Annotated in this window: 21 protein-coding genes; 6 read left to right on the top strand and 15 right to left on the bottom strand. The window is 68.6% G+C overall.

Annotated elements, in window-relative coordinates:
* The first annotated feature begins 49 nt into the window (after window positions 1–49).
* Both ACOGI5_RS03730 and hemB read left to right on the top strand, forming a co-directional pair.
* Window positions 50–508 carry a VOC family protein gene (locus tag ACOGI5_RS03730; RefSeq protein WP_419863129.1) on the top strand — a complete coding sequence of 153 codons (459 nt, stop codon included), beginning with the start codon at window positions 50–52 and terminating at the stop codon, window positions 506–508.
* Between the two features lie 35 nt (window positions 509–543).
* The gene (hemB, locus tag ACOGI5_RS03725) at window positions 544–1524 is read left to right on the top strand and encodes a porphobilinogen synthase (RefSeq protein ID WP_419863128.1); all 981 of its coding nucleotides are present in this window, start codon (window positions 544–546) and stop codon (window positions 1522–1524) included.
* A gap of 119 nt (window positions 1525–1643) precedes the next feature.
* On the opposite strand, the gene ACOGI5_RS03720 is transcribed toward hemB, so the two are convergent.
* The 3 genes from ACOGI5_RS03720 to ACOGI5_RS03710 form a co-directional block, all read right to left on the bottom strand.
* Window positions 1644–2318: an aquaporin gene (locus ACOGI5_RS03720; RefSeq protein ID WP_419863127.1), complete on the bottom strand. Its 675-nt coding sequence runs from the start codon at window positions 2316–2318 to the stop codon at window positions 1644–1646.
* Between the two features lie 90 nt (window positions 2319–2408).
* Complete coding sequence (locus ACOGI5_RS03715; protein ID WP_419863126.1) at window positions 2409–2810, bottom strand: PIN domain-containing protein; 402 nt, start codon at window positions 2808–2810, stop codon at window positions 2409–2411.
* The gene (locus ACOGI5_RS03710) at window positions 2807–3040 is read right to left on the bottom strand and encodes an AbrB/MazE/SpoVT family DNA-binding domain-containing protein (protein ID WP_419863125.1); all 234 of its coding nucleotides are present in this window, start codon (window positions 3038–3040) and stop codon (window positions 2807–2809) included. The genes ACOGI5_RS03715 and ACOGI5_RS03710 overlap by 4 nt, the downstream gene beginning before the upstream one ends.
* A 126-nt stretch (window positions 3041–3166) precedes the next feature.
* On the opposite strand from ACOGI5_RS03710, the gene ACOGI5_RS03705 reads away from it, so the two are divergent.
* On the top strand, window positions 3167–4354 hold the full coding sequence (locus ACOGI5_RS03705; protein ID WP_419863124.1) for an HNH endonuclease: 1188 nt from the start codon (window positions 3167–3169) through the stop codon (window positions 4352–4354).
* 154 nt (window positions 4355–4508) lie between these two features.
* Here the strand turns inward: ACOGI5_RS03705 and ACOGI5_RS03700 are convergent, their stop codons facing one another.
* From ACOGI5_RS03700 to dnaE, 4 genes are all read right to left on the bottom strand, one after another.
* Complete coding sequence (locus ACOGI5_RS03700) at window positions 4509–5684, bottom strand: zinc-dependent alcohol dehydrogenase (protein WP_419863123.1); 1176 nt, start codon at window positions 5682–5684, stop codon at window positions 4509–4511.
* 13 nt (window positions 5685–5697) lie between these two features.
* A complete protein-coding gene (gene thrS / locus ACOGI5_RS03695; RefSeq protein WP_419863122.1) occupies window positions 5698–7797 on the bottom strand; it encodes a threonine--tRNA ligase in 2100 nt (699 codons plus the stop codon).
* 107 nt (window positions 7798–7904) lie between these two features.
* Window positions 7905–8084 carry a hypothetical protein gene (locus ACOGI5_RS03690; RefSeq protein ID WP_419863121.1) on the bottom strand — a complete coding sequence of 60 codons (180 nt, stop codon included), beginning with the start codon at window positions 8082–8084 and terminating at the stop codon, window positions 7905–7907.
* A 121-nt stretch (window positions 8085–8205) separates the two neighbouring features.
* Complete coding sequence (gene dnaE, locus ACOGI5_RS03685) at window positions 8206–11772, bottom strand: DNA polymerase III subunit alpha (RefSeq protein WP_419863120.1); 3567 nt, start codon at window positions 11770–11772, stop codon at window positions 8206–8208.
* A 235-nt stretch (window positions 11773–12007) separates the two neighbouring features.
* Between dnaE and ACOGI5_RS03680 the strand changes: the two genes are divergently transcribed.
* Together ACOGI5_RS03680 and ACOGI5_RS03675 are read left to right on the top strand one after the other, a co-directional pair.
* On the top strand, window positions 12008–12853 hold the full coding sequence (locus ACOGI5_RS03680) for an HDIG domain-containing metalloprotein (RefSeq protein WP_419863119.1): 846 nt from the start codon (window positions 12008–12010) through the stop codon (window positions 12851–12853).
* Between the two features lie 67 nt (window positions 12854–12920).
* On the top strand, window positions 12921–13775 hold the full coding sequence (locus ACOGI5_RS03675) for a TerC family protein (protein WP_419863118.1): 855 nt from the start codon (window positions 12921–12923) through the stop codon (window positions 13773–13775).
* Here ACOGI5_RS03675 and ACOGI5_RS03670 read toward each other — a convergent pair.
* The 3 genes from ACOGI5_RS03670 to ACOGI5_RS03660 form a co-directional block, all read right to left on the bottom strand.
* Window positions 13772–15238: a flotillin family protein gene (locus ACOGI5_RS03670; RefSeq protein ID WP_419863117.1), complete on the bottom strand. Its 1467-nt coding sequence runs from the start codon at window positions 15236–15238 to the stop codon at window positions 13772–13774. The two genes, ACOGI5_RS03675 and ACOGI5_RS03670, sit on opposite strands and share 4 nt — an antisense overlap.
* 73 nt (window positions 15239–15311) lie before the next feature.
* Window positions 15312–15860: a hypothetical protein gene (locus ACOGI5_RS03665; protein WP_323671606.1), complete on the bottom strand. Its 549-nt coding sequence runs from the start codon at window positions 15858–15860 to the stop codon at window positions 15312–15314.
* A gap of 98 nt (window positions 15861–15958) precedes the next feature.
* Window positions 15959–16450, bottom strand: a complete 492-nt coding sequence (locus tag ACOGI5_RS03660; RefSeq protein ID WP_419863116.1) for a pyridoxamine 5'-phosphate oxidase family protein — start codon at window positions 16448–16450, stop codon at window positions 15959–15961.
* Between the two features lie 64 nt (window positions 16451–16514).
* Between ACOGI5_RS03660 and ACOGI5_RS03655 the strand changes: the two genes are divergently transcribed.
* Window positions 16515–17936 (top strand): PQQ-dependent sugar dehydrogenase, encoded by a 1422-nt coding sequence (locus ACOGI5_RS03655; protein WP_419863115.1) that lies wholly within the window; start codon window positions 16515–16517, stop codon window positions 17934–17936.
* A gap of 126 nt (window positions 17937–18062) precedes the next feature.
* Here ACOGI5_RS03655 and ACOGI5_RS03650 read toward each other — a convergent pair whose 3' ends face one another.
* From ACOGI5_RS03650 to ACOGI5_RS03630, 5 genes are all read right to left on the bottom strand, one after another.
* Complete coding sequence (locus ACOGI5_RS03650; RefSeq protein WP_419863114.1) at window positions 18063–20390, bottom strand: hypothetical protein; 2328 nt, start codon at window positions 20388–20390, stop codon at window positions 18063–18065.
* A 133-nt stretch (window positions 20391–20523) separates the two neighbouring features.
* On the bottom strand, window positions 20524–22869 hold the full coding sequence (locus ACOGI5_RS03645; protein WP_419863113.1) for a hypothetical protein: 2346 nt from the start codon (window positions 22867–22869) through the stop codon (window positions 20524–20526).
* Between the two features lie 61 nt (window positions 22870–22930).
* The gene (locus ACOGI5_RS03640; RefSeq protein ID WP_419865425.1) at window positions 22931–23692 is read right to left on the bottom strand and encodes a succinate dehydrogenase/fumarate reductase iron-sulfur subunit; all 762 of its coding nucleotides are present in this window, start codon (window positions 23690–23692) and stop codon (window positions 22931–22933) included.
* Between the two features lie 59 nt (window positions 23693–23751).
* Window positions 23752–25707, bottom strand: a complete 1956-nt coding sequence (locus ACOGI5_RS03635) for a fumarate reductase/succinate dehydrogenase flavoprotein subunit (protein ID WP_419863112.1) — start codon at window positions 25705–25707, stop codon at window positions 23752–23754.
* Between the two features lies 1 nt (window position 25708).
* Window positions 25709–26548, bottom strand: a complete 840-nt coding sequence (locus tag ACOGI5_RS03630) for a succinate dehydrogenase cytochrome b subunit (protein WP_419863111.1) — start codon at window positions 26546–26548, stop codon at window positions 25709–25711.
* Window positions 26549–26676 lie beyond the last annotated feature (128 nt).

The raw sequence follows: 26676 nt of genomic DNA, 5'->3' as shown, positions 1-26676 counted from the left end.
CCGTGTATAACGTGCGCACCGAGTTTCACCATGGGCAAAGGACGGTGTCGTGCTCACGAACGGGATGGATCATGTGGCGGTTATCACCCGCGACTCAGACCAGTTGCAGCGCTTCTACATCGACATATTCGGGGCAACCATTGAGTTCGACGGCGAGGAATACCCGGGCGGACCGCGCATGACGGTCATCAACGTCGGCCCCAGCACCGAATTGAACGTGTTCGAGATCGACGGCAACGACGAGGCATCACGGCAGACGCCGATGTTCGGCCGAGGCCGGCTGGACCACATCGGGTTGCGGGCGGCGTCCCTGGATGAATTCCGCGAGATTCGCAGCAGGCTGATGTCAGCTGGCGCGGCGGACGACGTCGTGACCGATTTCGGCAGGAAGCTGAGCCTCTTCTTCCGCGACACCGACCGGATGGAGTGCGAAGTGCTGGTCCCCAATCCCGAGCCGGGGAAGGTGAGCATCGGATCGCGGTCCCATCTGTTTCCGGCCGAGGACTGATCGCCGCCCCATCAACCCCCCAATAGCATGACGGGGTGACCTTTCCGGCTCGCCGCCTTCGTCGGCTGCGTCGCACGCCGGCGCTGCGCCGCCTTGTCGCGGAGACGACCGTCACCCCCAGCGACCTCATCGCCCCGCTGTTCGTGCGTGAGGACACCACCGAGCCGCAGCCCATCGTGTCGCTGCCCGGCATCGTGCAGCACACCCAGGAGTCGCTGCGCAAGGAAGTCAACGAGCTGGCGAGCTTGGGCATCAGCGGCGTCATCCTGTTCGGGCTGCCTGCCCGCAAGGACCCGGTGGGCTCAGAGGCCTGGAATCCCGACGGCGTGGTGCAGGTGGCGCTGCGCAACCTGCGTGACGACCACGGCTCCGAGATGGCGATCATCGCCGACCTCTGCGTCGACGAGTACACCGACCACGGCCACTGCGGCGTGGTGACCGACGACGGCGAGGTCGACAACGACGCCACGCTCGAGCTGTACCAGCGGGTGGCGCTGGCCCAGGCCGAGGCCGGTGCCGACATGGTGGGCCCGTCGGGAATGATGGACGGCCAGGTCGGGGCGATCCGCCAGGCGCTCGACCGCAACGGATACGACCACCTGCCGATCATGGCCTACTCGGCGAAGTACGCCTCAGCCGAGTACGGGCCATTCCGCGACGCCGTGGATGTGACGATCGCCGGCGGGGGCAACCGCAAGGGCTACCAGCAGGATCCCGCCAACGCCCGCGAGGCCATGGCCGAGATCGAGCTGGACATCGCCGAGGGCGCCGACATCATCATGGTGAAGCCGGCGCTGGCCTATCTCGACGTGATCGCTGCGGCAAGGGCCCGCTTCGACCTGCCGCTGGCCGCCTACCACGTGTCGGGCGAGTACGCGATGCTCAAGGCGGCGGCTGCGAACGGCTGGATCGACGGGGCCGCCACGGCAGTCGAGCACCTCACGGCCATCAAGCGCGCCGGTGCCGACCTGACCCTCACCTACCTCGCCCGCGAGTTCGCCGAAACCCTGCAATAGCCCCGGCCCTCAGCGCCTCGCCCAGCAACCCCCCAACTCGCGGCGTTCAGCCCCTGCATCGAGTCCAGCGGGCTGCTCGGCCTGCGGAAAGCGGCCTTCGAACCGAGGCCGCAACCGGCTCAGCGCTGCGGGTGCGTGACTCGTGCCACGCCGATCGCGCAGAGCGCACCGATGAACTGCGCCACGATGAACAGCGGTGCGCTGGCGGGCGCGATGCCGGCGAACGTGTCGGAAAACATGCGACCGACGGTCACCGCCGGGTTGGCGAAGCTGGTGGACGAGGTGAAGAAGTAGGCCCCGCCGATGTAGGCGGCCACGGCGAACGGCACGAACTGGGCCTTGCCCGAGCGCACCACGCCGATGATCACGATCACCAGCCCGAACGTGGCGATGATCTCCGACAGGAACGCGGCCCCGCTGATCCGGTCGTTGGTCGACCAGAACACGGCATCCAGCTCGAAGATCACGTTGGCGGCGATCACGCCCAGGATCGCGCCGGCGGTCTGCACCACCACATACAGCCCGGCCATCCGGTTGTCGAGGTCGCCGGCGAGGCGAGCCCACAGCGTCACCGCCGGGTTGAAGTGCGCCCCCGAGGTGGCGCCGAACAGCAGGATGAGGCACAGCAGCGCCCCCGCCGTGGCCATCGAGTTCTCCAGCAGCTGCAGCCCCACGTCGTTCGGGCTAAGCCGCTCGGCCATGATCCCCGAGCCCACCACGCTGAGCAGCAGGAACCCCGTCCCCACGAACTCCGAAGTCAGCCGGCTGGCCGTTGTCTCACGCAGAGCCGCCACCGCGACAGCCTGCCAGCTCCGGGCGAACGATCCCTGTCCCCGCGGTGAACACTGCGCCCACCCCGAGACTGGGATTCTCGATTCGGCGGTTCAGCGGTGATCTGGCAGCGCAGCGCCGTCCAGCGCAGCGAGCTGCCGGTCGAAGGTGAACAACGGCTGCGCGTCGTTGCGCCGCGCTGCGGCCAGGATCATCAAGTCGGAGAAATCCGCATTGCTGCTGCGGTATGCATTCGCAACTTCGGCGACGTCGTCAGCGGCTTCGATGGCGAGGCCGCTCGCGGTCAGCAGTGCCGACAGGGCTTCGGCGACGCGCGGGCGTTCGAAGCGGTAGGTGGTTTCGAGAACCCAGACCGTTTCCATGAGTACTTCCCGGCAGACAAAGGCTGGTCGATCGCGGGACGCTGATCCCAGGAGGCTGCGCGCCCGTGCCGCTTGCTCGGGGTCGTCATTGACGAGATGCCGGACCAGCACGTTGGTGTCGATGGCAATCATGCCGACGCGGCGCGCTCGGCGATCGCCGCGTCCATCTCCTCCAATGTCACCGGTGGGCCGTCGTACTGGAGCATGCCGAACAGCTCACTGACCGGCCGCACGGCGACGATCCGGACTGCATCGCCATCGATGAGGTAACGCACCTTGTCGCCGGGCTGAAGTGACAAGCGCTCGCGGACCCGGCGAGGCAACGTCGTCTGGCCTTTCGAGGTAATGGTCGATTCGAGCATGCTGTGACCTATCTCACTTATCCTTGCAATAGTCAGTATTGCCTTACCCATTCTATGACTCCAATGCGTCGAGTCGAGACTGAGTGACTGCTGAGGTTGTCACACCCCCTCCGTACGTTTGTTCACATGAGAAGCGACGGCGAATCCGACCCTCTGGGCGAGGCTGCGTCAGTCGGTGTGCGTGTAGCGGCGGTGGATGTCGCGGGTCTGTGTGATGAGTCGTTGCGTGCCCGCTTGGTTGAGATTGGGCGGGCTCGGTCCGGCTTGGAGGCCATGTACGCCGACACGCTGGGCGAGATTGCGCGCCGTGACAGCGCGGCCGTCGCCGAGCAGGTTGCCAAGGAGAAGCTGTCGATGTCGGGGCGCGCGGCTCGTGCTGATGTGAAGACCGCGGTGGCGCTGAGTGAGCTCGATGTGACACGCAGCGACCTTGCGGCCGGGCGAATCCCCTCGGCGCACGCCCGATTGATTGCTCGTGCCGCTGGGGAAGCCCCGATCGACGAAGGATTCCTTGTCGCGCGGGCGCGTCGTGAGGGCTACGACCAGTTTCGCCGGACCGTGGCACGTCATGTGGCCGATTGCAGCGGCGATGACGGCGAGAGTCTGCTGGAGCGTCAGCGGCGATCACGCGCCGGGCGGGTGTTCACCCGGCGCGACGACGGCATGGTGGTGGTCAACCTCGAACTCGATCCGCTGACTGGCGCGAGGGTGAACTCGGTGATCGCCGCTACCGAGCGCAGCATGTTCCGGGACGAAGATCCAGGCGCGCGTCCCACCCCCACGCAGCGCACCGCCGATGCGATCACCAAGCTCCTCTTGGAGCCTGGTCGTCGGCGCCCTGCGGGCACGACTCTGTTGGTCGTCGCCGACTACGACATGGTCAACCACCGGCTCCGCGATGCACGCCTGGCTGACGGCACTCCGGTTCCGATCGGCGAGATCGCCAAGGCCGCAGTCGACATGAAGGTGCTGCCGGTGATCTTCGATGACGCGAACGCGGATCTGTGCATGGGGCGGACCCGGCGCACTGCCACCGAGCTCCAACGAGCGGCGCTGGCGCTGCGCGACCAAGGCTGCATCGGTTGTGGCGTCGCGCCCGAGCGCTGCTTCGCCCACCACATCACCGAATGGCAGCACGGTGGCCCCACCGACTACGCCAACCTTGTGACGGTCTGCAACGACTGTCACAAGGTCAAGATTCACGAACAGGGATTCACCGTCGAAGGCGCTGGCAGGGGCCGATTCGGGTTACGAGCCCCGGACAAGCGCTCCAACGGTTCCAGCAGCACAGCGTGCCGAGCGCCGCCGGGCTGATCCGCCGGGGGCTGACCCCGAGCGTGGGCTGAGACGGCAACCGGATGCGCGGGGACTGTCTGGTTCGCGGAGTCTCGACGGCCGAGGTGCTGGCTATGGCGTTGACTCTGGTGCTGATTCTGGAGTCGGCCCCTGGCAGTGGCTGGGCTGGTCGCTACGACTCGCGGAGGTCGAAGGCGATCTTGGTGGAGCCTCGGGAGCCGGCGTTGGCGGCGTGCTCGAGGGCGTTGCGGTAGTCGTCGAGCGGGTACAGCGCGGACACCAAGCGACCCAAATCGCAATCGCGCACCAGCTTGATGGCGGCTTCGAAGGTGTGACCCCCGTCGAGCCTCGGCTCGGTGCCATAGCAATAGGCGCCCACCAGCTCGGTCTCGCGGTGCCACAGCGCGGAGAGGTTCAGCTCCACGTTGGCGGGCATGCCCAGCACCACCACGCGGCCGCGGGGCCGGGTGAGGGCGATGGCGTCGGTCAGCGACTGCGACGAGGCCACCGCGTCGATGGTCACATGCGTGCCCGAGCCCAGCGTCTCGCCGATCACCCGGGTGCCTGCGGCCCGGCGCACCGCACGGCCCAGCTCGTCGGGCGACACCGCCAGGTCGGCGCCGAGCTCACGGGCCAGGCGGCGCTGATGGCTGTAGCGGGCACCCACCACGATCGCCGCGACGCCGGTGAGCTGGCGCAGTGCAGCCACCGCCACCAGACCCATCGTGCCGGCGCCGATCACCGCCGCCGTGCCGCCCTCGGTCACGCCCGATCGCAGCGCCGCATGCACGCCGGCCGCGGTCGGCTCGATCATCACGGCCGCCTCGTCGGACAGCTCTTCGGGGTCGAGCGACCCCAGCGAATGCAGCTGCGACTCATGGGCAGCGAACGTCTCCGACCAGCCTCCGCCGGTCGAGGCGCACGACCCGGTCTGCAGACCGGCCTCGATCTCGCCGCCGATCAGGTGGCCGTAGTCGTCGCCGTCGGCAGGGGCGGCGTCGGGCCACGGCGGGGCGAAGCCGTGCGCCTCGTGGCCCAGCACCGGCTCGAGCACCACCCGGCTGCCGTCGTCGGTGTGGCCCACCACTTCGTGGCCGGGTACGAACGGGAACGACACCAGCGGTTCGAAGTAGCGCGACACCTTCCCGTCGACCGTTGCCAGGTCGGAGCCGCAGATGCCCGACAACGCCGTGTGCACGTGCTGCCACCCGCCGCCGGGCAGCGCCGGCGGATCCATCTCGGTCAATCGCAGCGGGCCGACGCCCGCACCCGAGCCCGGCTTCAGCTTCCCCGCAGCCATCGCCGCGGCAAAGCGCAGCTCCTTGCGCTCGAAGACCAGCGCCTTCACGTCGGCCCGAACCTCAGTCGCCCGCCGAGTCGGCTGCAGCGCCGGCATCGGCGGCTGTGCTGCCTGCGCCGCCCACATCGACGGTTGTGCTGCCTGCGCCGCCCACGTCGACGGCTTTGCGCTCTACCTCGTCGGCCAGCCGTGCCAGGAACTCTCCCAGCGGCACGTCACGCTGCACCGGCTGGCCGCGGGGGTTCACGCCCACCGTGCCCGCCGCCACGTCGTCGTCTCCCACCACCAGCACGTAGGGCACCTTGGTCAGCTTGGCCCGCCTGATCCGAGCGCCCAGCGGGTCATCGGCCGGCATCATCTCGGCCCGGTACCCCGCCTCGGCGAGCTGAGCCACCACCGACTCGGCAAACGAGTCATGATCGGCCCGCACGCCCAGCACCACCGCCTGCACCGGCGCCAGCCACGGCGGGAACGCACCCGCGTAGTGCTCCACCAACACCCCGAAGAACCGCTCGATCGAGCCGAACAGCGCCCGGTGGATCATGATCGGCCGGTGCACCTCGCCGTCGGCGCCGGTGTAGCGCAGGTTGAATCGCTCGGGCAGGTTGAAGTCGACCTGAATGGTGGACAGCTGCCACGAGCGCCCGATCGCATCGGTCACGTCAATGTCGATCTTCGGCCCGTAGAACGCCGCCTCTCCCGCGGCTTCCATGTAGTCATGGCCGCGCCGGTCCAAGGCAGCCCGCAGCGCAGCCGTCGCCTGTTCCCAGCCCTCATCGTCGCCCACGTACTTCTCGGGATCCTGGGTGGACAGCTTGAACTCGAAGTCCTCGAAACCGAACGCGTTCAGCACCGAGAGCACGAAGTCCAGCAGGCGCTCGATCTCATCGGGCAGCTGCTCGGGCGCCACGTACAGGTGGCTGTCGTCTTGGGTGAACCCCCGGATCCGCATCAGCCCATGCAAAGTGCCCGAGCGCTCGTAGCGGTACACGGTGCCCAGCTCGAACAGCCGCAGCGGCAGCTCCCGGTACGAGCGCTGCCGCTGATTGAAGATCAGGCAGTGCATGGGGCAGTTCATGGGCTTGGGGTAATAGACGCCGTTGTCCATCTCCATCGGCGGGTACATGCCCTCGGCGTAGAAATCCAGGTGCCCTGAGGTCTCGAACAGCCGGGCGTTGGCCAGGTGCGGCGTGTACACGAACTCGTAGCCGCCGGTCTCATGGCGGTCGCGGCTGTAGTCCTCCATGATCTTGCGCACCACCGCGCCCTTGGGGTGCCACACGGCCAGCCCGCCGCCGAGCTCGGCAGGGAAGCTGAGCAAGTCCAAGTCAGTCACCAGCCGCCGGTGGTCGCGCTTGGCGGCCTCCTCCAGCCGCTCCAGGTGGGCAGCCAGCTCGGCCTTCGAGCCCCACGCGGTGCCGTAGATGCGTTGCAGCATCTGGCGGCTCTCGTCGCCCCGCCAATACGCACCCGCCACCCGCATCAGCTTGAAGTGACCCAGCCGCCCGGTGTCGGGCACGTGCGGGCCGCGGCACAGGTCCACGAACTCGTCGGTGTTGCGGTAGGTGGTGATCACCCCGCCTTCAGGGCCCGACGCAGGGTCGTCGGCCTCGCCGTCGAGAATCTCGATCTTGTAGGGATGCGCGGCGAACAGCTCATCGGCAGCGGCCCGGCTCACCTCGGCGCGGATGAACGGCTGGCGTGCGGCCACGATGGCCCGCATCTCGGCCTCGATCGCCTCGAGATCCTCATCGGAGAAGGTGCGCGCCCGCCCGCCGTCGTCGAGACCCAGATCGAAGTCGTAGTAGAAGCCGTCGGTGATCGGCGGCCCGATCGAGAAGGTGGCGCCCGGGTACAGCCGCAGCACCGCCTGGGCCAGCACGTGGGCGGTCGAGTGGCGCAGCACCTCGAGCCCCTCGTCTGACGACGGGAACACCAGCGACACCGATGCGCCGTCGGGCAAGGGCCGGTTCAGGTCGAGCTGCTCGCCGTCGGCAACGGCGATCAGGGCGTCCTTGGCCGCCCGCCGTCCCAGCGACGCAGCAAGGTCGGCACCGGTGGCACCGCCGGCGAGTTCGCGGCTCTGCCCGTCGGGCAGCACCACGGTGACGGCAGCGCCTGCTCCGCCGATGTCGCTTGGGTCGGCCCCGTTGCCGCTCATAGCGACAGTTTCCTCGCCTCAGCCCTGTGAATGCGAGTTATTTGCGACGTGGCAGCAGCCGGACTGCGTCGAGCGCACGTCATGGGGCGGGTGAGGGACCGCAGCGACTAGCCCCCGGTGCCGCCGGAGAACACGACGTTGATCAGGATGATCAGGAAGAGCAGCCCGCCGAGCACCCAGAGCTTGTCTGCGAACTCGAAGCTCTTGAACTTCGCGAACGGGACCATCATCTTGTGCGGGTCCTCGAGCGCCTTGCCATCGACTTTGCGGGTATCGGCGTCGCTCATGCGTTCTCCTGAAGAAGCTGTTCAGCGGCCGATGCCGCGGTACCGGAGGTCGGCTGCGCTCGCAGCCACCGGGAAAGACTAGTGGTCTGGCCCCGTCATGGCAGAGCGGCCCGGGAGCCGGCTAGGTGCGCACGGCGTCAGCGCCGAGCAGCTCCCGCATCGGGCCGGCGAGCGTGCGCGCATCCACCCAGCGCGACTCCGGCAACTGCACCACCGAGTCGCCCACACGTATGTGCACCGGCGCATCGCCGGGGTACTCCGACAGCATCTGCTCGAACTCGGTGAGCCAGTGGTCGTCGATGTCGACCCGCTCCACGTCGAGCGACACCGGCACGGGCCCCTTGCGCAGCTCCAGCGCCTCCACCTCGCTCGCCAGGAACGCCGTCTCGCCCTCGCCGCGGCGGTCGGGCCGACCCCGCACCAGCACCACGGCATCTTCGGCCAGCGTTGCGCCCGCAGCAGCGAAGCCCTTGGGGAACAGGGTCACCTCGATCGAGCCCGACAGGTCTTCGAGCATGAACCGGGCCATCGGATCGCCGCCGCGTGTGTAGCGGCGCTGCAGGCTCTGCACCACGCCGCCCAGCGTCACCCACTGCTGGCCGCCGTCGTGGCTGGGCTGCAGGTCTCCCAGACCGCTCACCTGGCAGGTCACCGACCGCCGAAGCTGCGCCTCGCCGCCGCGCAGCGGATGGTCGGACACGTACAGCCCGAGCAGCTCCTTCTCCCACGCCAGCGTGTCGCGCTCGGAGGCCTCGATGTCGGGCACCTCGATGCGCTCGTCGAAGCCCGGCCCGCCGCCGCCGGCTTCACTGTCGCCATCGGCCTGCGGGCTGCCGCCGCCGAACAGCGACTGCACCCCCGCGGCTGCCTCTTCACGCCGTCGCAGCGCCGACTCGACGATCTGCTCGAACACCCGCAGCAGCCCGGCCCGGCTGTGCCCGCACGTCTCGAAGGCGCCCGCCTTGATGAGCGACTCGGTGAACCGCCGGTTGAGCACCTCACGCGGCACACGCATGCAGTAGTCCTCGAAGTCGGCGAACGGCCCGTTGGCCGCACGCTCGTCGAGGATCGGCTCGGCCACCTTCTCGCCCACGTTGCGCACCGCCGACAGCCCGAACGGGATGGTGCGCCCGTCGGCGGCGAAGTCGAGCTCGGAGCGGTTGATGTCGGGCACCAGCACGTCGATCCCCGACTGGCGGCAGTCGGCCAGGTACACGCCCGCCTTGTCGATGTTGCGCTTCGAGCCGGTCAGCACGGCCGCCAGGAACTCGGTGCGGTGGTTGGCCTTCAGATATGCCGTCTGGTAGGCGATCAGCCCGTAGGCGAAGGCGTGGCTCTTGTTGAACGCATAGTCGGCGAACGGCTCGATGATGTCGAAGAGCTGCTTGCCCAGATCCTCCGTGTAGCCCTTCGCCACGCTGCCTTCCACGAACTTGGTGCGGTGCTCGGCGATCTGCTCGCGGTTCTTCTTGCCGCACGCCTTGCGCAGGTCGTCGGCCTCGGCCATGGAGTAACCGGCGATCTCCTGGGCCACCCGCATCATCGACTCCTGGTAGATCATCAGCCCGTAGGTCTCGTCGAGCAGCTCGGCGAGGTCGGGGTGCGGCGGCGTGGCAGGCTGGCGGCCGTTCTTGCGGTGCGCATAGCTGTTGTGCATGTCGGCAGCCATCGGGCCGGGCCGGTACAGCGCCACCAGCGCGCAGATGTCCTCGAAGCGGGTGGGGCGCATCGACTGCAGCAGCGACCGCACCGGCGTCGACTCCAGCTGGAACACGCCCATCGTGTCGCCGGCGCACAGCAGCTCGAACGTGGCGGCGTCGTCGAGCGGCATTGCGTCGATGTCGAGCCGGGTGCCGCTGCTGCGCTCGACGAGTCGCACGGCATCGTCGATGATCGACAGCGTCCGCAGCCCCAGGAAGTCCATCTTCAGCAGGCCCAGGTCTTCCACGCCGCCCATGTCGAACTGGGTGACGATCGGGGCCGCTTCGGGATCGGTGCCCGACTCGGGCTTGCGCTGGATCGGCAGGTATTCGGTGAGCGGCTCGGGGCTGATCACCACCGCAGCGGCATGCACCGAGTCCTGCCGGATGAGGCCCTCGAGGCCGCGGGCCACGTCCACCACCTCGCGCACCTCGTCGTCGGTGGAGTACATGGTGCGCAGCTCGGCCGCGGCGGCGTACCCGTCGGCGTGCTTGTCGTCGGGTTCGAGGCAGGCGCCCAGCGGGGTGTCGCGGCCCATGATCAGCGGCGGCATGGCCTTGGAGATGCGGTCGCCCAGCGAGTACGGCTTGCCCAGCACCCGGGCGGCGTCACGCACGGCCGCCCGCGCCTTGATGGTGGAGAAGGTGATGATCTGCGCGACGTGGTCGTGGCCGTACTTCTGGGCCGTGTAGTGGATCATCTCGTCGCGGTAGCGGTCGTCGAAGTCGATGTCGATGTCGGGCATCGAGATGCGGGCCGGGTTGAGGAAGCGCTCGAACAGCAGGCCGTAGCGGATGGGATCGAGATCGGTGATGCCCAGGCAGTAGGCCACCACGCAGCCGGCCGCCGAGCCCCGCCCGGGCCCTACCCGGATGTTGCTCTCGCGGGCGTGGCGGATGAGGTCCCAGGTGATCAGGAAGTAGCTGCTGAAGCCCATGTCGGAGATGACCCGCAGCTCATAGGCGATGCGGGCGGCGGTGCTCTCGGACACGTTCGAGCCCCAGCGCCGCTTCGCACCCTCGAACGCCAGGTGCGACAGGTAGGCGTCGGCGTCGGCGTGGGGAGCGGGCACCTCGAAGTGCGGCAGCAGCACCTGACCGAACTCGATGTTCGTCTCGGCACGGTCGGCGACGGCCAGCGTGTTGTCGCATGCCTCGGGGAACTCGCTGAACACCGCTCGCATCTCCGCGGCGCTCTTGAGATAGTGCTGGTCGCCGTGGAACTTGAAGCGGTCGGCATCGCTGCGCAGCGAGCCGGTCTGCACGCACAGCAGCGCGTCGTGGGCCACCGCATCGTGCTGGTGGGTGTAGTGCAGGTCGTTGGTGGCCAGCAGCGGCGCATTGAGGTCGTGCGCGATCTGCAGGAGCTGCGGGTTGCAGTCGTGCTGGGCGCTGATGCCGTGGTCCTGCAGCTCCACATACAGCGAGTCGCGGCCGAAGATGTCCTGCAGGCGTCCGGCCCGGCGGCGGGCTTCGTCGTAGTCGCCGTTCAGCAGGGCCTGCTGCACCACGCTGCCGAGGCACCCGGTGGTGGCGGTGAGGCCCTCGGCGTGGTCGGCGAACATCTCCCAGTCCATCCGGGGCTTGTAGTAGTAGCCCTCGAGGAAGGCCCGGCTGGCCAGCTTGAGCAGGTTGCGGTATCCGGCGTCGCTGTGAGCCAGCAGCGTCAGGTGGTAGTAGAGCTTCCCGCCGCCCTCGCCGTCGTCGCCGGTGTCGTCGACCTTGGCGTTCTTGGCCCGGTTCCGGCTGGGGCGCTCGTGGCGGCTCTCGAGCGCCATGTAGGCCTCGGTGCCGATGACCGGCTTGATGCCGTGTGCCTTGCAGGCCCGGTAGAAGTCGAGGACGCCGTACATGTTGCCGTGGTCGGTGATGCCCAGCGCCGGCTGGCCGTCTGCTGCTGCCGCCGCGACCACCTCATCGACGCGTGCCGCGCCGTCGAGCAGGGAGTACTCGGTGTGGGTGTGCAGGTGCACGAACGACGCTGCCACGCTGCTCTGCTCCTCGCGGGTGTGTCGGCGGTTGGTGTGCTGACGGGCTGGTGTGTCGGCGGTCCGGCACGCTCGGGGCTGACTCGGTGCGAACCGCCCCTCGACGCGTCCGTCTGTCGAACATAGACCGGGCACTTGGCCGCGATGCGAATGGCCGCGACGGGTGCGCCACGAAGTCGCGAAACCCCCGAAAAACATGGTTGGAGCGCCGCTCGCCGGGCTGCATCATGGAGGGATGGCCACCCCGCACCGCGCGCCCGAGCGCGACGACGCCGACGAGCTGGAGCTCGACCACGGTGCGGTGCTGCCCTGCGACGAGCTGAACAGCGTGCTGGTGGTCGACGACCCGCGCCAGGGCCTGTGGGAGCTGGTCGACAGCGGCTGGGCCGATGAGCACCTGCCCGAGCTGCCCGCGCTGGCGCTCGAGCAGGATCCGATCCACCGCCACAAGGACGTCCTCGCCCACACGATCGCCGTGGTGGCCCAGAGCCCGCCCCGCCTGCGGGTGCGCCTCGGGGCGCTGTTCCACGACATCGGCAAGCCGTTGACGCGCCAGATCGACTCGGGCGGCGTGACGTTCCGCAATCACGAGGCCGTCGGCGCCAAGCTCACCCGCAAGCGGATGCCGCAGATGGGCTACGGCCAGGATCTGACCGAAGAGGTGGCCCGCCTCGTGCACCTGTCGGGCCGCTTCAAGGGATACGACACCGGCTGGACCGATGCAGCAGTGCGGCGCTATGCCCGCGACGCCGGGCCGCTGCTGGGCGACCTGAACGACATGGTGCGCAGCGACTGCACGTCCCGCAATGTCAAGCGGATCGAAGCCCTGCACGACGCGCTCGACCGCTTCGAGGTGCGCATCGCCCGGCTGGCACGCGAGCAGGCCCAGAAAGAACTGCGCCCCGAGCTGAACGGCGACGAGGTGATGACCCACCTGGGCCTAGAGCCCGGCCCCGACGTCGGCCGGGCCATGAAGTTCCTGCTGGAGCTGCGCCGCACCGAGGGCGAGCTCGGCGCCGCCGAGGTCCGACACCGCCTCGACACCTGGTGGGCCACCCAGGACGGCTCCGTCTCGCAGTAGCAGCGACGCCGTCGCGACGGCTCAGTAGCTGCGGGCGCGTCGCGCCGCCGCTCTAGCGTGTGCGCTCGTGGAATGGGTCTCGAATCCTGAGGTTTGGATCTCTCTGGTCACGCTGACCGTGCTCGAGATCGTGCTCGGCATCGACAACGTGATCTTCATCTCGATATTGGCGAGCCGTCTTGAGGGCTCGCCATCTGACACCGCGGGCGGCGCCAAGCGCTCACCCGCTGATCGCGCGCGCGTTGTAGGCCTCTCGCTGGCCATGGCCATGAGGGTGCTCCTGCTGCTCGGCATCTCGTGGATCGTGCGGCTGACGGCGCCGCTGTTCTCGGTGTTCGGCCACGAGCTATCCGGGCGCGACCTGATCCTGCTGGGCGGCGGGCTGTTCCTGCTGGGCAAGTCGACGTTCGAGATCCATCACAAGCTCGAAGGCGACGATCACCATGGCGATGAGGGCAAGGCCTCGACATCATTCGCCAAGGTGATCATCCAGATCCTCGTGCTGGACCTGGTGTTCAGCCTCGACTCGGTCATCACTGCGGTGGGCATGGCCGACCGGGTGGGCGTGATGATCGCTGCGGTCGTCATCGCCGTGGGCGTGATGCTGTGGTCGTCGGGCCCGGTGATGCGATTCGTCGGCAAGCACCCGACGGTGAAGATGCTGGCGCTGGCCTTCTTGTTGCTCATCGGCATGTCGCTGGTCGCCGAAGGCGCCGATTTCCACATCCCGAAGGGCTACATCTACTTCGCTATGGGCTTCGCCGTGCTGGTGGAAGCGCTCAACCTGCGGATGAAGCGGAACCGCCAGTCCCGCACTCCACCCGTCGAGTTCCACGAGCGCCGCATGCCGGATTTCGCCGCTGCCGATGCTGACAGCGACGGCGGCGACACGCCTGCCGATGAACCAGACACCGCGCCCTAGGCGCCAGCGCCGCTCTCGCCCTCGTCTTCGCCGACCACGTCGACTTCGCTGATTCGTGCGTCCGCCGAGCGGTCTCCAAGCTGTTCGGCCAGCTCACGCAGGCGGTCCAGTGCTTTGTCATCGTCGAGTTCGCCGAGGAATTGCGGCAGCTTGATGCCTGCCTGACTCGCGACCTCATGCAGCGGCGGCAGTGCGCCCACGAGACCCGAGACGAAATTCGCAGTAGTGCCAGCTTGCCCATCGCCATTCGAGCCTGAATCCCAGACCGTGATCTTGTCGATCTTCAGGTTCGAGATCGCCTTCACCTGCTCGGCCACGAGGTTCGGCAGCTGCTCGGCGATCAGCAGCAGAGCGGCCTCCTGCGCCGCGCCGCCGCTGGCTGCCACCAGCGCACCCAGGCCCTCGGCCCTCCGGCTGAGCAGTGCCAGCAAGCCCAACGCCTCGGCCTCCATGAGCAGTCGCTGACCGTCGGCCTCGCCGGCCTTCACGAGCCTGGTGCGGTCAGCCTCGGCTTCGGCCAGGGTTCTCACCCGCTCGCGCTCTACCTGGGCCGGCACCACGACGTCCGCTTCTTGCGCGGCCTTGTCACGCTCGGCCCGGACCCGTTCGGCCTCCGTCTCAGCGGCGAACGATTCCTGCTCGGCCTGGGCCTGGCTGACGCGTTCGGCGGCGTTGGCGGCGCGCTCGGCTTCGGCTTCCTGCTGTCGTCGCTCGCTGGCAGAGCGCGCAATCACGACGTGCGATTCGTTCTCGCCCTCGGTTGCGGTCGCGTTGGCCTGCGCCACGCGGATGCGCTGCTCGCGCTGTGCCTCAGCCGCGCCGATGTCACCGTCGCGCTCCTGCTCGGCCACCTTGATCTTCGCTTCGTTGATCGCACGGGCTGCGGCTTCGCGGCCCAGGGCGTCGATGTAGCCGGACTCATCGGTGATGTCCTGGATGTTGACGTTGATGAGGCGCAGGCCAACTTTGCGCAGCTCGAGTTCGAGCGATTCGGTGATGTTGGTGATGAGCTGCTCGCGGTCGGCGTTGATCTGTTCGATCGGCATGGTGGCGATCACCACACGCATCTGGCCGAAGATGATGTCGCGCGCCAAGTTCTCGATCTCCACGAGAGAGAGCCCGAGCAGACGTTCGGCGGCGTTCTGCATGACGCCTGGCTCGGTGGAGATGCCGACCGTGAACGTCGCTGGCGTGTTGACTCGAATGTTCTGCTGCGACAGCGCCCCTTGGAGCTTGATCTCGATCGGGATGGGCGTCAGGTCCAAGTAGGCGTAGCCCTGAACGATGGGCCAAATCAGATTGCCGCCGCCATGCAGGCACCGCGCAGACTGACCCTCTCCGCCGATGCGTCCATAGACGACCAGCACCCGGTCCGACGGGCAGCGCTTGTACCGGGACGAAATCCACAGCAGGGCAATCAGGAAGATGGCGAACAGGCCACCTGCGAGTGCGATGACGGCCATGACTACCTCTCAGTCGTTTGCCGTGACGACCGCGTGAGCGATCCTGCAATTGCAGTTGTTGCAGTCGCGCAGGCTAACGAGGCGCTACCAGCACGGTCGCCGGATCGATGACGTCGATCACTTCGACCCGGGTTTGTGCCGCGAGATCGTCGTCTGCTTCGGTGTAGGCGTCGATCACCCGCATGCGTCCTTGAACAAGTACCTCGACCTTGCCCGGCCCTGCACGGTTCGCCAAGATCGTCAGATAGACGGTGCCGTGCTTGCCGACCGCGGATTGGTAGTCGACCGAGCCGCTCTCGCCGAGCTTCGAGAATGAGCGCCACAAGAAGCCGACGCCCAGAAAGACGGCGAACGCGACGGCGAGCGCAACCACCACCGCCACCACCGTCGAACTGCCGCCTTGTTTCATCAGCACGCCGGTCCAACCGAATGCGAATGCAAAGGCGACCAGCGAGCGGATGGACAGGAACCCGCCAGTCGAATCATCCTCGGCGACGTCGAAGTCGGTGCCTACCCCGAACGCGAGCAGCACCAGCTGCCCGAGGAGAAGGAAACTCGCGATGAAGCCGATCGCATAGAAGATCTGCAGATCGCCTGTGAGCGCCTGCCACCAATCGCCCATGTCAGCCTCCTGGGGTGAACTCTAGGCAGTAACGCCGGGCGAGAGTTCTGCAGGCCCGACGGGACGCGGCGCTGGCTCCGGCTGAGCGAATGCGAGCCTTAGCTGATCCTGCGTTCGGTCAGGCCGCCGGCTGGCGTCCACGTCTCCACGACGAGATGCTGGTCGTCGACGCGCACCAGCACGGCCCGGGCGATCCTGGCCGTGAACAGTGCCATCGGGGTCGCGTCGTCGATCTCGTGATGATGCCCACGCAGGAATGTGTCGAGCTGGGCGTCGTCGGCGGGCACCGCCGTGCCCTCGATGCGGGCATCGCCTGCTTTCAGTTCCCCGCTCTCGGGCGCTGAGTGCAGCCCGAACCGGGGATCGCGCCGCAAGTCGGCGGCCTTGGTCGAGTTGCGGTCCATTCCCAGCCAGAGGTGGCCGTCGCGTATGGGGGCTTCCATGCCGGACATCCGTGGTGAGCCGTCTCGACGCAGCGTGGCCATCACCGCATGCAGGTGGCTCCCGAATCGCTGCTGCACCCTGCGGGCCAGCTCGGGGCACGCGGCAGCGAAGCCGCCCCAGCTCACATCGCCGCCCTGCGCGCCCATCTGGCCACCTCCGCTGTTCGTCCTGCGTGATTCTGCACCAGCGGTGTGGGTACGGTCGGCCACCGTGAGGCCGGCACGAGCGACAGCAGCGCTGATTGCGGTCGCGCTCCTGGCTGGTGCGTGCGCTACGACCTCTGGCGATGGTGCCGGGCGGACGTTCGTGGAAACGGTGGACCCCGCGTTTGCCCCGGCGACGCCTGCGGTGACCGCACCCCCAGCGCTGCAGACCATCCCGCCGGCCGGCACGAAGGGCGGAGCCTCGGCGACGACGAGTCCGGCCGTCCCCGCCGATTCCGCTGAGGCGACCGGCACCGCCGGTGCCTCAGACACCGCGGTCACCGAGTCGGCGTCGTCGACACCGCCGACGACCGCCCCGCCCGTCGCCGCCCCGTTGCTCACCGAGACCAGGTTCGCGCTCGCGCCCGTCGCGGACGTGCCGGTGCCGATTGCGCTCGCAGCCCGGCCCGGGACGGGCCAGCGGTATGTGGCCACGCTGACCGGTCAGGTGTGGCTGCTGGATCCCGCCGACGGCCGAGTCGCCGAGGGTGCGGCCGACGCCGGGGCCGCTCCGCAGCTCGTTGCCGACATCGGTTCGAGAGTCAGCCAAGGTTGCGAGAACGGGTTGCTCGGCATCACCTTCTCGCCCGACGGCGACCAGCTCTACCTCAGCTACACCGACACGGCCCGCAACAGCCGCATCGCCGTGATGCCGATGGACGGCGAGACGCCCCAGACCGACCGGCGCCGGGTGCTGATGGCGCTCGATCAGCCGGCGTGCAACCACAACGGCGGCGACCTCACCTTCGGGCCCGACGGCAACCTGTGGATCGGATTCGGCGACGGCGGCGGCGCGGACGACGTCTTCGGCCAGGGCCAGGACCACTCCACGCTGCTGGCCACCATCGCTCGCATCGACCCGAACCCCGCCTCGGGGCAGGGCTACGGAATTCCCGCGGGCAACCCGTTCCCCTCCGGCGATGCACCCGAAGTGTGGGCGTACGGCGCCCGCAACCCGTGGCGGTTCTCGTTCGACCGGCTCACCGGCGACCTCTGGATCGCCGATGTGGGCCAGAACCGCATCGAGGAGATTCACGTGCTGCCCGCCGCCGATGGCTGGTCGCCGGGCGCCAACCTGGGCTGGCCGCTGTTCGAGGGCAACGAGCGGTTCTCGCGCGGCGAGGCGCCCCCTGATCTGGTGTTCCCCGTTTACACCTACACCCACGACGACGGCTGTTCAGTGACAGGCGGCTACGTCTACCGCGGCAGTGCCATTCCGGCGCTGCAAGGCACCTATGTGTTCGGCGACTACTGCACCGGAGATCTGTGGGGCCTCGTCCGCGGCGCCGACGGCACCGCCGAACGCATCGACCTCGGCGTGTCAGTGCCACGCAACACGCTCGTGTCCTTCGGCGAAGACGCCGCTGGCGAGCTCTACGCGCTCAGCGCCGCCGGCACGGTGTACCGCCTAGCGCCGTCAATTCCGTAGCGGCGTCGCCGGACAAGCACAAGCGGGTAGCTGCGGCGGCGGAAGAGGGCTCTGCGAGGTTGGAACCTGCTGGATTCCCGGAGCAGAGAGATCTTCCGCCGCCGCAGCGGGCCCACGTGGCGGGAACTAGTCGGCGTCGGGGTCGGGCTGCCAGTCGCCCCAGGTGACATCGGTGATCAGGCGATGCATCCACCGGGGCTGACCGGTCTCGATGCCCCACACGCTCACCCCGCGCCCACGATCCCGGATCCAGCCGATGAGCGACTCGGCGGTGCCGGACCCGTAGATGAGATGGCTGTCGTCCGGCGACCAGATGGCCACCCTGGTCAGCGCCGCGGGCAGCGTGTGCACGAGCTGGACATCGTCGTCCGGCGAGCCCGGCGCGTGCAGGTACAGCGCTTCCCGATCCGGCACGCCGTCATCGTCGTCATCGTGCTGCGCGACATACGCGACCCGGTCGTCATCGGACCACGACAGCGAGTTGCCAGGTTCCGCCAGCGTGGTGACCTCGCCCGAGCCATCAGCTCGCTCTGCGCGGGCCACCAGACCTGTGATGTTGCCGTCGTCATCGCGCACTATCTCGCTGTACGAGATGTACGTGCCGTCCTCCGACCAGAAGACCCAGCCGTACACAGACGGCGATACCTCGCCGATGAATCGCTTCGAGCTCCCGTCGCGATGGGCCACCCACGACAGCTCCGGCAGCAGGAAGTCGGTGACCGGCTGGTCGGTCTCCTCCCCGTATTCGAGGTAGGTGCTGTCGGGCGACCAGCCCAGGAAATCCACGTCGGCAGCGATGCTGACGGGTTCCGCGTCGCCATTGCCATCGACGGAGCCAACACGCAACTCGGTCGAGCAGTCCTGCGGATCGACCGCTTCATATGCGAAGTGCGTTCCGTCAGGCGACCACGGGGAGATGATGAGGATGCCCCACTCGGGGTACTCGACCATGTCGATGCGGCGTGCATCACTGCCGTCGGCCGCCACCACCCACAGATCCCAGATGTCGCGGGTCTCACCCTCGCCGCAGTCCGCAGGCGTGGCATAGAGGAGGTGCCTGCCGTCGGGCGCCCAGCGCACCACGATGGCATCGGAAGCCACGGTGACGGGCGGGGAGCTGCCGTCGGTCGGCTCGATGCGCAGCTCGTCGATCGTTTCGGACGTATCGGGGCCGACGCTGCCGGTGACATACGCCAGGTAGGCGCCGTCACGCGACCAGATGAAGTCACTGATGTCGCCGTAGTACCAGGTGCGTGCATCGGTCTGGCCCAAGCTGCGCTTCGGCGTGCCGTCGGCGTCGTGCAGCAATGCCTCGAAGGAATCGAGACGGTCGTTGTCGTCGGTGTCAGCGTTGTTCCAGATGATGAGGTGGCTGCCGTCGGGCGACCACCACGGCCAGGTGCCCTGCTCCGCGAGCAGCTCGGCGTCGCCGTCGGGGGTCGCGGCCATCACGCGGCTTTCGTCGTCGGCCCATGCCAGCCGCTCACCGCCGCTGTAGTCCCATTCCCAGCCGCTGTGGTCGACGGTGCGCAGCATGCGATCGCTGCCATCCGCCCGCACCGTGAACAGCGTGGAGCCGACGCCGGGGATGCCCGACGCCTGGGTGAGCGCCAGGAACGGCGGTGGGCCGCTCGCTTCGGCGCCAGCGGGCCGGATGCGCTCACCCCTGCTGATGGCTTCGAACGTCGCGCGTGCGGCGCTGGTGAGCGGTGCAGCGGCAGCGGCAGGAGACGGGGTATCGGTCGCGAGCGCAACTCGCTCCACCGAAATGTCAGACTCGATGGCGTCGAGCACGTCCCCGGTCGCCGCCTCAGCGGCGATGCCCGCCTCGTCCGGGTGTCCGGCGAGCACGATCCGCGCCGGCCGGTAGTCGGCGATGAGCGAGCTCACTGCGTCGGACCAACCGTTTTCGACGGTGTCCGACGAGAAATAGAGCACCGCAGCGTCGTCCAGCGTCGCAGCGAACTCGAAGGCGGTGTTGACGTCAGCTTCGTTCCAGCCGTCGGCCACCACGAACGTCACGGTGTCGGGGCCCACACGATGAGGCTTGTCCAGCACGATGCGAGCGGCTGCGGCCGCTGTCTCGACTCTCGTCGCCCCGTTGAAGTGCTGCACGATCGTCCACCGGAAGGCCGAACGCACTGCTGCGGTCAGCTCGTCCATCACCGCCTGCGGCACTGCTGCGGGGCCGCCCACGATCATCACGTGGTCAGGGGCATAGGCGGCAATGAGCGCTGAGAGCTCTTCGGGCACGCCGTCGGCGCTCAGGCATGCGGCGGCCGCGTTGCGAGAGTGCCGGGCCAGCGCCAGCGCCATCGCCGTGTCGGCCGAGCTCTCGCAGTTGGCCAGGGCTAGCGTCAGGTTGGGTCCGCCGCGCACGAAGTTCGACGGCCCTTCCTGCGCTGCTGCGGGCGTTGCCACCACGACGGAACCCAGCAGGACCGCGAGCGCCATGGCTGCAGCAGCCCGCATCCGCCAGCGCGTCCGCCGACCCGGCATCGCGTGACGACTCGCATGTGTATGAGGCATCTTCATCGGGGCGAAATGCTATCGCTGGGCCGCTCGGGCACTCAGTCACCGCCGGCGCTCAGCGAGGCTGCCACTCGCCCCAGGTGATGTCGGTGACCACACGGTGCGTCCAGCGCGGCTCGCTCGTGGCCACGACCCATGCATCCGAACCACGCCGACGATTGATGAACCAGTCCAGGAGGAGCTCGGTGGGTCCCGACACGTACCCCATGTAGCGGCCGTCGGGCGACCAGCGCCCGCCCAAGGTGATGTCGGGCAGCTCGTACACGAGCGTTGCGTCTGCATCCGGCGCACCGGCAGTGTGGACTCGCAGCGCACGCCGATCGATGCTGCCGTCGCCGTCCTCGTCGTGGTGCGAGACATAGGCGAGGCGCTGATCGATCGGCGACCAGGCCACGATGTTGCCCTGCTCGGCGATGACCGTCGCTCCGCCGAGGCCGTCGGCCCGCTGCACGACCGGCCGGCTCCCGGTGACCTGGCCATCGGGGCCACGCAGCGTCTCCGTGTACGCCAGGTGATCGCCGTCGGCCGACCACAGCACCGATCCGAACACGCTGGGCCTGGCCTCGCCCAGCTCGCGGCGGTCGCTGCCGTCGAGCCGCACCGCCCACGCGTGCTCACGCAGCGGGACGCCCTTGCCCGGGGTGCCCACGGTGATCCCGTAGCCCAAGTGCGTGCCGTTGGGCGACCAGCCGAGCAGCCGGCCCTCGGCAACCGGCTCGAGCGCGGTGGCCTCGCCGCCGACCGTCTCCACCTTCACGTGCTGCGAGCAGTCGGCGGGGTCGCGCGATTCGTAGGCGAGATGGGCGCCGTCGGGCGACCACAGGTACAGCAGGCGCCACTGGATGCGATCGATGAAGCCCAGGTCGCGGGCGTCGCTGCCGTCGGTGCGTGCGATCCACAGGTTCTGGCTCTCGTTCCGGCCGTTGCCGTCGCAGTCGCTCGGGGTGCCGTAAGCGAAGTGGCTGCCGTCGGGCGACCAGCCCAGGAACGTGACGTCCTCTCCGAGCGTGACGGCCGGTGCGCTCGCGTCGAAGGCCTCAATATGGGTGGTCGAGGTCTGCTCGCCTGAGTCAGGGTCGTCGGTCAGCTCGACGTATGCGAAGCGCTTCCCGTCGGGCGACCAGTTGGCGAGCGGCAGGTCCGAGTACAGGAACGTGCGGTAGTCGACAACGCCCAAGCGGCGGGTCTGACCGCTGCCGGCACTCCACACATGGGCCTCGATGCGGTTGCGCGGACCCCGCTGGCCCGGCCCGGCAAACCTGAAGGTGACCACATGGCTGCCGTCGGGCGACCACGCCGGGTACCCGCCGGCTTCGACGAGCACCCGGTCGTCGCCGCCGGGAGCGGCGCTTCTCAGCCGCCCGTCCAGGTTGGACCAGCTCAGCTCGCCGTCGCCCGGGTTCCAGGCCCAGCCACGGTGTTCGTGCGAGTGCAGCTCGCGCCCTGATCCGTCGGCCCGGACCGACCAGAGCCGCGCGCCCTTGCCTTCGCCCAGCGGACCCCGTGCCGAACTGGCCGCGAGGACAGGCGGCGGCGATTCGTCGTCGTCGGCGTCACGCTGGCGGGTGCCGTCGACGATGGCAGCGAAGATCTGGCGCGCCATCTGATCGGTGGGCGACGCCTCGGGAATCCAGAACCGGGGCTCGCCCGCTTCGGCGATGCGTTCGATCTCCAGGGTCAGCTCGTGTGCGTCGAGCGTTGCAGCGATCGCAGCCTCGACGGCCGAATCCATCTCGTCCGGCCGGCCCACGACGGCGATTCGCGCAGGCCGGTAGTCGGCGATCAGCGCAGCCGTCGCGGCCGGCAGGCCGTCCGCAATCGTGCGCGGCGAGAAGTAGGCGATGGCGGCGTCGGCGATCTGCTCGGCGACATCGGCCGCCGTGCGGACGTCGCCGCCGTCCCAGCCGTTGGCCACCACCAGCGTCACCGAGTCGGGCCCGACGACGTTGGGAGCCTCGAGCGCCGTGCGTGCTGCCAACGCCGCTGTCTCGACCCGGGTGGCGCCGTCGAGGCGCTTGATGGCGGTCCAGCGGTAGGCGGCGCGGGCGGCCGCCACCAGCTCCTCCATCGCCGCAGGCGGCAGTGCCGTCTCGCCGCCCACCACCAGTATCCGGTCAGGTGCGAAGTCGGCGATCAGAGCGGCAGTCTCCGGTGACAGGCCACCGGGATCGACGCACACCTTCGCGGCGTTGCGCGCATGGGCCGCCAACGCCTCCGCGACCGCGTTGTCGGCCGGCCCGGGGCAGCTGGCCACCACCAGCGTCAGGTTCGGGCCATGGCGCACCAGGTTCGGTGCCCGCTGTGCGGCGGCCGGTGCCGCGGACACAGCCAGCGTCAGCGCCGCAATGAGCGCCACCGCCGCCTTGACGGTTATCGAGTGCGACAGGTCACGGCGCGTCACCGGCGAATGCTCTCCACAGACGCGGCACGCTAGCCACGCCTGCGGGCCGTGCCTGACCGGCTCAGCTCTGGCCGGTCAGCTTGCGATTCTTGATCTTGGCCTTGACGTAGTCGCGATTCATGAACGCGATGAAATCGAGGCTGATCTCCTTCGGGCAGGCCTCGGTGCACTCCCCGTGATTGGTGCACGAGCCGAAGAACTGCTCCATCGTGTCCACCATGGCCTCAGTGCGCTCCCAGCGCTGAGGCTGGCCCTGTGGGATCAGGTTCAGATGCGCCAGCTTCGCCGAGGTGAACAGCTGCGCCGCCGAATTGGGGCAGGCCGCCACGCACGCACCGCAGCCGATGCAGGCCGCTGCGTCCATGGAGGTGTCCGCGGCCTCCTTGGGCACCGGCGTCAGGTTGGCGTCGCTCGCCGCACCGGTGTTGACCGAGATGTAGCCGCCCGCCTCGATGATGCGATCGAACGAGCTGCGGTCGACCACGAGGTCGCGCACCACCGGGAACGCCTTCGCCCGGAACGGCTCCACCGTGATGACGTCGCCGTCGGAGAACTTGCGCATGTGCAGCTGGCAGGTAGTGGTGGCCAGCTCGTGCCCGTGCGCCCGGCCGTTGATCATCAGGCTGCACATGCCGCAGATGCCCTCACGGCAGTCGTGGTCGAACTCGATCGGGATGTCGCCGTCGTCGATCAGCCGCTCGTTGATGGTGTCGAGCAGCTCCAGGAACGACATGTCCTCGCTGATGTCGGGGGCGTCGAAGGTGTGGAACCGTCCCGGCGCATCGGGTCCGTCCTGGCGCCAGATGCGCAGCGTGAGGCTCAAGGTGCCGCCGTGCGCCTGCCCGGCCTGCCCGGACTGCCCGTTCACGCCGTTCGACCCGCTCACTTGTAGCTCCGCTGTGTCAGTGCCACTTCTTCGAACTCCAGCTCCTCGACGTGACGGGTTTGCACGGTGTCGGTGTCGTGCCATTCCCAGGCCGCGACGTGAGCGAAGTTCTCGTCGTCGCGCTGTGCCTCGCCCTCTGGGGTCTGGTGCTCGGCCCGGAAGTGCCCGCCGCAGCTCTCCTCGCGCACGAGGGCGTCGCGGGCCATCATCTTGGCGAGCTCGAAGAAGTCGGCCACCCGGCCGGCCTTCTCCAGGCTCGAGTTCAGGTTGGCCCCCGAGCCCGGCACCCGCAGGTCGGCCCAGAACTCGGCCTCGAGCGCCGGGATCTCCGACAGGGCCTTCTCCAGGCCCTCGGCGGTGCGCTCCATGCCGATGTAGTCCCAGACGATCTTGCCCAGCTCGCGGTGGAACCAGTCCACCGAGCGGGTGCCGCCGATGGACAGGAACCGCTGCGTGGCGTCGGTGACCTCGGCGACGGCCTGGGTGAACACCGGGTCGTCGGTCGGCACCACCGATTCGCCGAGCCGTGCCGCCAGGTCGTCGCCGATCGTGTAGGGCAGCACGAAGTAGCCGTCGGCCAGGCCCTGCATCAGCGCCGAGGCGCCCAGCCGGTTGGCGCCGTGGTCGGAGAAGTTGGCCTCGCCGATGGAGTAGCAGCCCGGCACCGTGGTCATCAGGTGGTAGTCGACCCAGAGCCCGCCCATCGTGTAGTGGATGGCCGGGTAGATGCGCATGGGCGCCGCGTAGGGGTTCTCGCCCGTGATGCGCTCGTACATGTCGAAGAGGTTCCCGTACTTCGCCGCCACCGCCGGCTGGCCGTCACGATCGATCACCTCGGAGAAGTCGAGGTACACGCCGTTGCGCAGCGGGCCCACGCCCTTGCCCTGGTCCACGACGGTCTTGGCGTTGCGGCTGGCCACGTCGCGCGGCACCAGGTTCCCGAAGGCCGGGTACTTGCGCTCGAGGTAGTAGTCGCGCTCGGCTTCGGGGATCTGCTCGGCCGGCCGGGCGTCGTCCATCTGCGCGGGCACCCAGATGCGGCCGTCGTTGCGCAGCGACTCCGACATCAGCGTCAGCTTCGACTGGAACTCGTCGCTGGCCGGGATGCAGGTGGGATGGATCTGCGTATAGCAGGCGTTGGCGAAATACGCCCCCCGCCGGTGCGCCCGCCACGCTGCGGTGACATTGCAGGCCATGGCGTTGGTGGACAGGTAATAGACGTTGCCGTAGCCGCCGGTGGCCAGCACCACGGCGTGACCGGTGTGCGCGGCGATCTCGCCCGAGATGAGGTCGCGGGTGACGATGCCGCAGGCCCGCCCGTCCTTGGTGACCAGGTCCAGCATCTCGGTGCGGGTGTAGAGCTCGACGCCTCCCGCTGCGACCTGCTTGGCGAGCGCCTGGTAGGCGCCCAGCAAGAGCTGCTGGCCGGTCTGGCCGCGGGCGTAGAAGGTCCGGCTGACCTGCGCGCCGCCGAAGGAGCGGTTGTCGAGCAGGCCGCCGTACTCGCGGGCGAACGGCACGCCTTGGGCGGCGCACTGGTCGATGATGTTCAGCGACACCTCGGCCAGGCGGTGCACGTTGGCCTCGCGGCTGCGGTAGTCACCGCCCTTGACCGTGTCATAGAAGAGCCGGTGCACCGAGTCGCCGTCGTTGGTGTAGTTCTTCGCCGCGTTGATGCCGCCCTGGGCTGCGATCGAGTGCGCCCGGCGGGGCGAGTCGTGGAACGTGAACACCTTCACCCGGTAGCCCAGCTCCGACAGCGACGCCGCCGCCGAGGCGCCGGCCAGGCCCGTGCCCACCACGATGATCTCGAAGCGGCGCTTGTTGTTCGGGTTGACCAGCTTCATGGAGAACTTGCGGCCCGTCCATTTGTCGGCCATCGGCCCGTCGGGCACCCGGGCGTCGAGCACGCCGTTGGTGCGCCCGTTCGATGCGGAGTCGTTCATCGCCATGTCAGTGCGCCTCCGCCTGTTCCTCAAGACACTCCAGCCCGGTGGTGTCGTTGATGGGGCACTCCCGGTTGTCCTCGTCGACCAGGCCGGCCTGCACCAGCACCGGGAACGAGAGGTTGCCCACCAGCACCACGCCGGCCAGCGCGGTGGCCAGGTTGCGGCGCAGGCCGTTGTAGCGCGGGTTGTTGACGCCGAGGCTCTGGAACATGCTCCAGGTGCCGTGGAAGATGTGGACGGCCAGCGCCACGTTGGCCACCACGTACAGGATCGCCACCGGGATGCTCGACAGCGATTCCACCACGTTGTGGTACGGATCGCCCCGCACGTAGGCGTCGCCCAGCCACCAGCCCCACGTCAGGTCGGCCAGGTGGAACAGCACGTACAGGCCCACGATCGGGCCGGTCCAGCGCATCGTGCGCGAGGCGTAGTTGGCGGCGATGTAGTCGCGCTTGGATGCGTATTTCTTGGCGCCGCCCACGAAGCCCGCCCGTTCGGAGGCCAGCCGGCTGCGCTCTTTCAGCGTGTACGCCGAGTGCAGGTGCACCACGAACATGGCCAGCAGCCCCACCCGCATGATCCACAGCAGCAGCGTGCGGGGCAGCAGCCCGCCGCCGAGGTCGCGCAGCGTCTCGGCGTACTCGTACATCCGCGAGGGGCCCTCGTAGAGGTGCAGGTTGCCGATCATGTGAACGATCACGAAGCCCAGCAGTCCGATGCCGGTCCACGCCATGACCCACTTGCGGCCGATCGCTGACTGGTAGATGTTCAGCGGGAACGGCAGCGGGCGCTTGGTCTTGAACACCGGTGCAGACCCGGCGGCCTGCGTGGCAGTCGGCGCCATGTGTTCCTCCCGTGCGTGGCGTGGTGCGGCGACAGGCGCGGTCTGCCACTGGGGCCGTCCGCGCCAGGGCCGTACGGTACTTGCAGATTCCTTGCGAGCGCCGAGGCTTCGCTTCGCTACGCCGGCGC

The sequence above is a fragment of the Candidatus Poriferisodalis sp. genome (assembly GCF_965208925.1).
In the GTDB taxonomy this organism is placed as follows: Bacteria; Actinomycetota; Acidimicrobiia; order Acidimicrobiales; family Poriferisodalaceae; genus Poriferisodalis.
Note: the sequence above shows the minus strand (reverse complement) of the source record. Positions and strands in the feature narration are given on the sequence as shown.